The following is a 9,898-nucleotide window of genomic DNA, read 5'->3' as shown; positions in this document are numbered from 1 at the left end:
GGACCGTATAGACCTAGAATCATCAATCTTCGGATTTACAACTCCACAAGGGAAACGGCCAATAGCCAAATTTTATATCGAAGACTATCTCCTGGAGAATTTACAGGGACGGCCTAATTAAGACTTATAAGCAGGTAGAGGCATCTTCAGTTTCATGTGCTGATCTCCTTCTACCTGCTCTCTGAAAGTCTGTTATTTACCAAGTGCCGACCATACTATTCTTCAATCTCGAACTCATAATTTCCGGCCAGGAGCTCTACTGAGAATCCCGCTTCTCCTTTGCTTAAATTTTTTCCATTCATACTTATCTTTTGGGCGTCTGCAAAGACGACAGTTCCCCGGCTATTCGGTGGGATCGTTAGCTGGTAGCTTACCTTTTTCCCTTTGCGTTCCCAGGAAGACCGGATCTCCCCGTAAGGACTCTCGTGCGTGGCCGAAAACTGCTGCAAGTCAGGCACGAAATGAGGTTCCAGCAGCACGTGTTTAAAGCCCGGCTCGGCCGGGTCCGGTTTAATTCCTCCCAGCGCTTTGTAGTACCAGGCTCCGATCTCTCCGAACATGATGTGGTTGCGGGAGATGTCCGAGCCGGCTTCCAGGTCCCAGTTCTCGGAAAGCGTAGTGGAGCCACTGACGATCCACCATCCCCAGGAAGGAAAGGTTTCCTGTGCAGCTACGGTATAGGCCAGGTCCGCGTGGCCGTTATCGCTGAGGGCATTCAGGATGGTTTTGGTGCCCAGCAGGCCCACGTCGATATGCCGCTTATCGGTAATCACCCGTTGGGCCAGGTTATCGGCGACTTGCTGCCGGAGCTCTTCCGGAACGATCCCCCAGTGCAGTGCAGCACTCAATTCGGTTTGCAGACCGGAACCATAGCTAGCGGTCTCTGGCTTGAGGTATTTGGCATTGATGGCGGCCTTGATGCGGTCGGCCAGGGCACTGTATTTTTGGTGATCGGCATCGTGGCCGAGTAGTTTAGCCGTCCGGGCGAGGATCGACGCATCCACAAAGTAGTAGATAGAAGAAGTGAACTCTACCGGACTTTTGGATTTGACCGGTACCCAGTCGCCCAGCCCCCAGGTAGTGAGATGATCCTGACTGATATCCGTGATGTGGTCCACGTAGCGCTTGATATTATCGTAGCAAGCTTCCAGCAAACTGGCGTCGCCGTAGAACAGATAGATATTCCAGGGAATGATAGCGATGGTGCTCGTCCAGTCCGGTCCGTTGGCCCACTGGTAGCCCCATCCGCTGGTGGGGATGATGGCGGGCAATACGCCGTTGGGTTGCTGTTCGTCCCGGTGATCGCCCAGCCATTTTTCGTAAACGGTAATACCATCGAAATTGTAAAGACCGGTTTCAATGGCAATGTGGGCATCCCCTGTCCAGCCGTTCTTTTCCCGTTGCGGGCAGTCGGTCGGATAGCCGAATAAATTGGCCAGATACGAACTGTTGGTGGCTTCCCAGATCTTGTCCAGCGTCGGATTGGAGCTACTTACCCGGCCGACCGGCGGCACATCGCTGTGCATCACCAGTCCCGTGAGGCTTTCCTGATTGAGTTCGATCGGCTGATCGCTAACTACTTCGACGTACTGAAAGCCTTTATAATTGAATTTGGGCGTAAAGCTTTCTTCGCCCTCTCCTTTCAAAATGAAAATATCCGTCTGAAAAGGATCGCTGTCGTCGGTTGGTCGGTAGTGAATATCGATATTCGACTGGTCGATCATACCTTCATCGTCCAGTAATTCCGAATGGGTCAGGCGCAGGGTGGTGCCGGCCGATCCGCGGGCGGTGATGCGACTCACCCCCGCAATATTTTTTCCGAGGTCGTAAATATACTGGCGGTCACTTATCTTTCGGAAACCAACGGGCCGGATGCTCTCCGTATGCCGGATCGGATGCAGCGTTTGGGCCAGGACATTTTGGGAGGGCGATGGTGTCAGTTCTGCATTTCTCCACTCCTTATCCGCAAATCCCGCTTCATTCCAGCCTTCCTGCTCCAGGCGGGCATCGTAGTGCTCAGCGGTGTAAATACTATTGAAAATGACCGGACTCAGAGCGGTCTTCCAGCTATTATCGGTGCTGATGACTTCGGTCGTGCCGTCTTCGTAGGTAATGCGCAGGTCCAGACAAAATTTCGGCCGCGCGCGCCAGGGAGCCTGGTGGAAATACCAGACTGCCGTTGATTGATGGTTGTACCAGCCATTGCCTAGAATAACCCCAATGGCATTCTCCCCGGAGCGTACCTGTTCCGTTAGATCGTAGGCAACGTAGAGATTGCGCCGATCGAAGCGGGTATACATCGGATCTAACTGCTGGTCGCCGATGCGCTCACCGTTGACAAACAATTCGTACAGTCCGGCTGCCGCCACGTAAACCTGTGCTTTGGCGATCGGTTTTTCCGCCGAAAATTCCTTTCGGAAATACGGGGCGGGCTTCAGGTCCTCGTCCCGGGTATCGGTAATCCAGGCACCCTGCCAGTTGCTGATGTCCATCATGCCCGTTTCGAAACTGGCGGTTTCGGAAGGTGCGCCGGCTTGATCATCTTTATCCCAGAGCTGTACCCGCCAGTAGTAGCGCGTAAAGGGTTGCAGCGGCCGGCCGGCGTAGCGGACCAACTGTTCTGCCCCTTTGATCATACCGCTTTCCCACATATTCCCTTTCCCCTGATCCACTTCATTTTTTTCGGTGCCTACCCAGATACGGTAGGCCCCTTGCCGAGCACCCTGCCGGTCGTCCTCCATTTTCCAGCGGAGCCGCGGTTCCGGCGTATCCAGTCCGATCGGATCGGTCAAATATTCGCATTGAAGTTGAACGGCAATACTTTTCGCCTGTGCAGAGTTGGCAGTAAAAAGCGCCAGACAGATCAGTGGCATCAATAGATAGAATTTCACCTTGTTGGTTATTTCGTGTTAAAACAGAACAGTTTATAAAAAAGAAAGACGGGCTGAATCCACATTTTGCTTACTGCGGATCCGGACCCGTTTTTATCATTAGCGCCGGTACTTGCAGACCGGTTATTTTATCTCAAACTTGGTTTTTTCAAACGCCTTCCTTAATGCCAAATTCCCGCACGATCTCGATCTCGGTTTTCCCATTCAGGATCAGGATCAGATAATCCCCCACTTCCAATACCGTATCATCCTGGGGGACCTTGATCAGTTCCCGGGTCCCGTTTTGGGTTTTGCAGATTCCGATGGCGATCACGTTGTGCTTTTGTTTCAGGGTATGAAACGCATGCCCGAAAGTTTGATTGGCGAACGGATTGCTACTGGTGATCCGGTACTGCTGAATATCGAATTCCGATTCTTCATTATACACGGTGGACGTGATCAGGTCATTGGCAAACATGGCAACGTCCGGCTCATAGGTGTAGCTGGCGATCAATCGGGCAGCGATCGCATTTTTCGAAAGTACGTGCGTACAGCCGGCGCTGAAAAATGTATCCCGCAGATCCGAAGATTCCAGGGCGACTACAAAATCCACCTTGCTGTTTACCTTTTTGACATTCAGCATGGCGATCAGGTTGTCGGTATCATTGGGCAGGTTCACAAATACTACCGAAGCCTGCTCCAGATTGAGTTTGTCAAAATTGCTGGTATCTCGCCAGTCGGAAAAAAGTACAAACACATCGTCCTTGCCGAAGGAACCGTAGATGAGGTCGATTTGGTCCTTCTGTTCGGTTACGATGGCAACCCGGCGGTCGGAATTGCGCAACTGCTTGACTACTTCCCGGGAAAAATCATTCCAACCGATAATGACGATATGATTGGAGAAATCAGTACCATTTAGTCCCATTTTTCTTTTTTCTTGGATTTCATTAAAACGCTCAACGGCCTTGCCGATCAACAGACCTAACAGACCCAGACTACCGATCACAAAGGCGATCCCGATTATTTTCCCTACCGAGGTCACCGGAAAAAAGTCTCCGTAACCCACGGTGGTCAGGGTCACGATCGAATACCAGATCGCATCCATGAAGGAGTGAATGTTGGCACTTTCTGCGCCGGCTTCCACCAGGTAAAGGAAAAAGACTAGAGTCAGGTAAGCGAGCAGCCCGAAGATGAGTACGCGAAATTTTTTGAGGTATTTCATACTTACATTATCCTAAAACTTTCATTTGGGGGCGGATAGTGGCCAAATATAAAAACTGACCTTAAGATATTTTATTATTTTCCTGCACATAAACAAGAAATCCCAATATTATATGAGTTCCGATCCCGCTATCGTACTGGATTTTTTCAAAGAGCACTACGCTGCCCGCCTCGGATCAGTAGACTATCAGTCCCTGGATCTGCCGGAAATTACCAATGCTTATTGCCTGCACAGTCCGCTGCTCAAACCGGGCAACGGTCCCCGACTTTTGCTCCAGCCGGAGACCAGCAATTGTGTAGTGGTATTGACCCACGGCCTCAGCGATTGTCCATTTTATGTGCAGGCTATTGCTAACCATTTCTACCGGGCCGGTTGCCACGTGGTAATGCCCCTGTTGCCGGCCCACGGACTGGTCGATCCGGATGAAGCGATGCAGGACGAGCAACTGGACCGGAAATGGCGGGAAACGATCGATCACGCCGTACATACCGCCGGACTTTTGGGAAATGTGATCTCCATCGGCGGCTTTTCTACCGGCGGTGCGCTGAGTTTAAATCGTATATTGCGGGATCGATCCCACATAAACGGCGGCTTATTTCTATTTTCGGCAGCGCTGTCCATCGGTGGTTTGGCCGAAGTTGCCGGCCGGATCAGTTTTATCCAGTCCATCACCCGGATTACGGACGGAAAGCTGTCGGGTATCGGTCGCGATCCCTACAAATATCCCGTGCTTCCCAGTTTTGCCGGTTTCGAACTGGTGCAGATCATCAACGAGAACAAGACATTATTGGAAGATAAGCAACTGGAGTTGCCCGTTTTCGCGGCGCACTCCGTACACGATGCTACCGCGGAGCTGGCGGGGATCATTTCTTTTATGGAAAACTATGTGGAAAAGGGCGTAACCATTCTGGTATCCGCCCAGGTGCCCCACGCCAGCCTACCCCTGGAAAAAGCCGTAGAACTCAACCTACAGGAATCACTCGGCCCCAAATTGCCGCCGTCTGCCAATCCGATGTTCGATTGGATGATGGCGGGTGCCATGCGATTTTATCGGGAAGAAGTGAGGAACGAGGTTTAGTAGCACACTGTGCTTCCGGACATTTAGATCTTGAGTAGTTAGGCTACAAAGTCGGTATAGCGACTTCGGTGGTTTACCGGTCTGATTTCCGGAAATGGAGTGTGGATAGCGAAACCCATTCCTCATCTCTTATTTCTAATATTAACACTAGTATGAAATTAACCATCCATCTTTTACTCACGGGCCTGTGTAGCATAGGCCTGGCGGTCGGTATGTTGCCGGCCCAGTCGGAGGGGGCAGCCGAACCGGATCTTTCGGCGGTCTACCAATCCATGAAATGGCGGAATATCGGGCCCGACCGCGGCGGCCGTTCACTCGGCATCAGTGGTAGCCCCGGGCGCCCAAACGAATATTACTTTGGTGCTACCGGCGGTGGCCTTTGGAAAACGACCGACGGCGGGAACGAATGGTTCCCGGTGACGGACGGGCAACTCACCAGTTCCTCGGTGGGTGCGGTAGCCGTTGCCGAAACCAATCCGGATGTCGTGTACATTGGCATGGGCGAAGTGCAGCTTCGCGGCAGTATCACGCAGGGAGACGGAGTGTATAAAACGACCGACGGTGGAAAAACCTGGCGGCATCTTGGCCTGAAAGAAACCCAGGCTATTTCCCGGATCCGTGTACATCCGACGGACCCAAACATCGTTTATGTAGCGGCGCTGGGGCATCCCTACGGGGATAATGAAGAACGCGGTGTTTTTCGTTCTATGGACGGTGGGAATACCTGGGAGAAAGTCCTCTACGTTAGCGACAAAGCGGGAGCCGTGGATCTGGTGATCGACCGGACCAATCCCAAGATTATTTACGCTACCACTTGGCAGGTGTATCGTAAAGCCTGGAAGATGTGGGGCGGCGGCCCGGATTGTAAATTATTTAAATCCGTGGACGGCGGTGACAACTGGATCGACCTGACCGAAAATCCGGGAATGCCCGAACCGCCGCTTGGAAAGATCGGCATTACAGTATCTCCGGCGGACCCCGATCGACTGTGGGCCATTGTGGAAGCTAACGAAGGTGGCGTATTCCGGTCGGATGACGGCGGCTGGACCTGGAAACGGACCAACGACGAGCGCAAGCTGCGGCAGCGTGCCTTTTATTATTCCCGGATCTACGCTGATCCCTGGGACAAAGAAACGGTCTATGGCCTAAATACCAGCATGTATAAATCGACCGATGGTGGGGTCACGTTTGATGAAGTCATCCGGACGCCCCACGGAGACAATCACGATCTCTGGATCGATCCGAATAATCCCCTGCGAATGGCCAATGCCAACGATGGCGGCGGCAACGTTAGCATTAACGGCGGTAAAACCTGGACGGAGCAGGATTATTGCACCACGCAGCTCTACCACGTCATGGCGACCAGCGATGTACCCTACCATGTAGCCGGGGCGCAGCAGGACAACAGTACCGTAGCGGTACCGAGTGACGGATGGGGGCACCGGCAGGCCCGCGGACCCAACCACGGCTGGTACTACGATGTAGGAGGTGGGGAAAGTGGCTGGATCACCCAGCATCCCACCAATCCGGATATCTTTTACGCCGGCAGTCAGGGCGCACTCTTAACGCGCTACGATCGCAGCAACGGACAGATCCGCGATATCCAGGTCTATCCCCGGTTTTTCTCGGGAGAACCGGCGAGCTCACTACCCGAACGCTGGCAGTGGACCTTCCCCATCATGTTCGCTCCCCAGGACCCGAATGTGATGTATACCTGCTCGCAGCACATCTGGAAAACGACCGATGACGGCCAGAGTTGGGAGCGCATCAGCCCGGACCTGACTTATGCAGACCCGGAAACCCTTGGCAAAACGGGTGGGGTGATCACCATGGATATGAACGGACCTGAGATCTACGCGACTGTTTTTGCCCTTGCTCCTTCTTTTCACGATATCAATACGATCTGGGCCGGATCCGACGACGGTAAGGTCCACATCACCCGTAACGGCGGTAAGAACTGGCAGGACATTACACCGGCCGATCTACCCAAATATTCCCGGGTGAGCATCATTGACGAATCGCGGCATAATCCGGGGACTTTGTATCTGGCGGCCAATCGCTATCAGGTAGACGACCGGGAACCTTATGTTTTTCGTACTACCGACTACGGAAAAACCTGGACCAAGATCATTGACGGGATTGAGCCGGGACATTTTGCCCGCGCGGTACGGGAGGATCCCGTTCGGCCGGGACTGCTGTTCCTGGGTACGGAGCACGGTGCCTACATTTCCTTCGATGCCGGAGATCACTGGAAACCCATCCAGTTGAATCTGCCGGATACCCCGATCAGGGATCTGGTCGTGAAAAATGACGACGTAGCATTGGGTACTCACGGCCGGGGCTTCTGGATCCTGGACGATATCAATCCCCTGCGAGAAATACAGCCGGAATCCTTTGATGCGGCCGGCGTGTTGTTCCAACCCAGCGATCCGATCCGGGGTGTCTATGATCTTTCTGTGCAATATTATCTAAACGAACAACCGGACTCCGTACAGATCGAAATTCTGGATAAAGCCGGAGCCGTGATCGATACCTACGTAGGCAAAAAGGCGACCAGCAAAACCGATCCCAATCTGCCCTGGTGGCAGCGGGGAGGTGCTTCCAAGCCGACTACGGCCGAAGGACTGAATACGTTTACCTGGGACCTGCGGTATCCCGGGGCTAAAACCTTTGACGGAATGATCATCTGGAGCGCCCGTCCGGCGCGCGGTCCCAAAGCACCACTTGGCGAATACCAGGTCCGGATCACAGCGGGAGATTTTCAGGATACGAAATCTTTCGAGCTGTTGATGGATCCGAATCTGAAAGGCATCACCGCGGAAGATCTGCAGGAGCAATTTGACCTGGCCATGCAGATCCGCGACAAAACGTCCGCAGCGAACGAGGCGGTCATCAAGATCCGAAAGATGCGGAAGCAACTGAGTGACCGGCTGCAAAAGGCCTCGGATGATGCCTTGGAAACCACCAGCCAGCCCCTGCTGGAAAAAATGGCGGCGATTGAGGAGGATCTGTACCAGGTGAAAAACCAGAGTAATCAGGATCCGCTCAATTTCCCGATCAAACTGAATAACCGCCTGGCCTCTCTCCGGAGAAGTATGGAAAATGGCGATGCGCGGCCCACCGATGCTGCTTACCAGGTATTTAAGGAGCTTTCCCAGGAGTTGGAAAATCACCTGAAAGATCTGGATCAATTGCTGTCGGCGGAATTGCCGAAGATCAATACTGCTTTAAAATCGAAAGGATTAAAAGCAATAGACTAATAAGGTGCCCGGCTGCCCGGTAATTTTTACCGGGTAGCCGGTATACTATAAATGTTGGACTTCAGCGACCCGCCTCCAGAACGGCCAGCGTAATTCATCGACGGCATCTTCTAACATACTGCTGTCAAAAGGAAAGGAACACCACATTCCGCCGGCGCTGGTGCAACTACCGGTCATCGCCCGATCATCGCCCGAGGTCCGGGAATAGACATTATACCAGTCGGCCGCGCCGGACAGGCGATTCTGACTGTAGACCTCATTGGTATGTGGATCGTAGACCGTCAGTTGCAGACTGGCTCCGGCCTCTTTACTCTGTTCGATGGTTTCTACGGTAGCCGATACGGTTTTGTAAATGATCTCTTTAATTTCGATATAGGCCGAATCCTTTTCACTCCATACCTTTTTTAGCTTAAAGCCGTCCTCAACTTCCACGCTGTTGGTGCAGGACGAAACCCTTTCCTGATCAAAACCGACAAAAACATCTACAAAGAAAAAATCCATTTCAAAATCGATAAAGGGCGCAGTACCGGGATTATTGTGAACCACCAGCCAATCCATTCGCTCCGGAAAACGGTGGTTCCAGTAGAGCTGGTTCAACAGACCGGGCTCCCGGACATTCCCGCGGTAACCGCTACTGCCCGGTAGCAGTAGTAAGTGAGTAGTACCGAGATCCCGCATTTCCGACAGTAGGTCAGGCGCGTCCCGAAAGTCATCGATGTAAGATAGGCTGCGGGTAAGTTCTTCGTGGGCTGTTCTGGCCAGTTTCCGGTCTCCGTTGCGGGCCGCCGGGATAGATTCCTGAGCGCGGGCGTAAAAATAAAGCGCGGATTTTTCGGCTGCTTCTTCCCGGAGGGCGGTTGCCGGATAAAAAGGCAGATCGGGGAAATATCCGGATTGGGACAACTGGTCCTGCAGTTCCTGTATTTTGGACTGCCGCTGCTGGATCTTTCCGGCGATTTCGTAAATATCCGGCCACACTTCCGGACGCCCGGACGATCTCAGTCTGGCAATTTCCAGGCTATCCCGTTGGGTCAGCAAATAAAATGAGGATTCAAGCGCTGCCAGTTCAGCGGCTTTGATCCGGCCGTTTTTGAGTTGCCAGGTACTTACTTCAAGCGCTTTGGCGTATTTCCCCTGCTCCAGCAACTTAGCTGGATTGGCACAGGCAGCCAGGAATACGATCAGAATAGAGAGTAAAAGTAAACGCATATATCCATCAGAGTTTTCTTTTACAAATTACCTAATCTTTTCCTGCGGGAGCTTTAAGGATAATTTAAACCGCTGATTTTGGCCTGTTAAAATTCGTTAAAGCAGGGAATGGGAGTGGGTGACAAGGTGACTTGGAGAGTGGGAGTACCGATAATTGCAAAAGGCTTCGGATCAAACGTTAAGAGAAAAGAAAGAACTCTTACACAAAAATCCGAAGCCATGAAATCAGAACAAAGATCAGAAGAAATCTTCAAAGGAA

The 9,898-nt window shown here is 52.4% G+C and carries 5 protein-coding genes; 2 read left to right on the top strand and 3 right to left on the bottom strand.

The genetic code is table 11. From position 1 onward, the window contains the following. Window positions 1-215 precede the first annotated feature (215 nt). Both CRP01_RS41260 and CRP01_RS41255 read right to left on the bottom strand, forming a co-directional pair. Entirely contained in the window at window positions 216-2,873 is a 2,658-nt protein-coding gene (locus tag CRP01_RS41260) for a glycoside hydrolase family 78 protein (protein WP_099155965.1), read from the bottom strand. 166 nt (window positions 2,874-3,039) lie between these two features. Next, window positions 3,040-4,092, bottom strand: coding sequence for a potassium channel family protein (locus CRP01_RS41255; RefSeq protein WP_099155964.1), 1,053 nt, complete (start codon window positions 4,090-4,092; stop codon window positions 3,040-3,042). A gap of 112 nt (window positions 4,093-4,204) precedes the next feature. On the opposite strand from CRP01_RS41255, the gene CRP01_RS41250 reads away from it, so the two are divergent. Together CRP01_RS41250 and CRP01_RS41245 are read left to right on the top strand one after the other, a co-directional pair. Then, window positions 4,205-5,170, top strand: coding sequence for an alpha/beta hydrolase (locus CRP01_RS41250; protein ID WP_099155963.1), 966 nt, complete (start codon window positions 4,205-4,207; stop codon window positions 5,168-5,170). 152 nt (window positions 5,171-5,322) lie between these two features. Next, complete coding sequence (locus tag CRP01_RS41245) at window positions 5,323-8,430, top strand: VPS10 domain-containing protein (RefSeq protein WP_099155962.1); 3,108 nt, start codon at window positions 5,323-5,325, stop codon at window positions 8,428-8,430. Between the two features lie 45 nt (window positions 8,431-8,475). Here the strand turns inward: CRP01_RS41245 and CRP01_RS41240 are convergent, their stop codons facing one another. Beyond that, entirely contained in the window at window positions 8,476-9,639 is a 1,164-nt protein-coding gene (locus CRP01_RS41240) for a hypothetical protein (RefSeq protein WP_099155961.1), read from the bottom strand. Window positions 9,640-9,898 lie beyond the last annotated feature (259 nt).

Source organism: Flavilitoribacter nigricans DSM 23189 = NBRC 102662, from assembly GCF_002646595.1.
Classification (GTDB): Bacteria; Bacteroidota; Bacteroidia; order Chitinophagales; family Saprospiraceae; genus Flavilitoribacter; species Flavilitoribacter nigricans.
The sequence above is the reverse complement of the archived record's forward strand: the minus strand, read 5'-3'. Positions and strand labels throughout refer to the sequence as shown.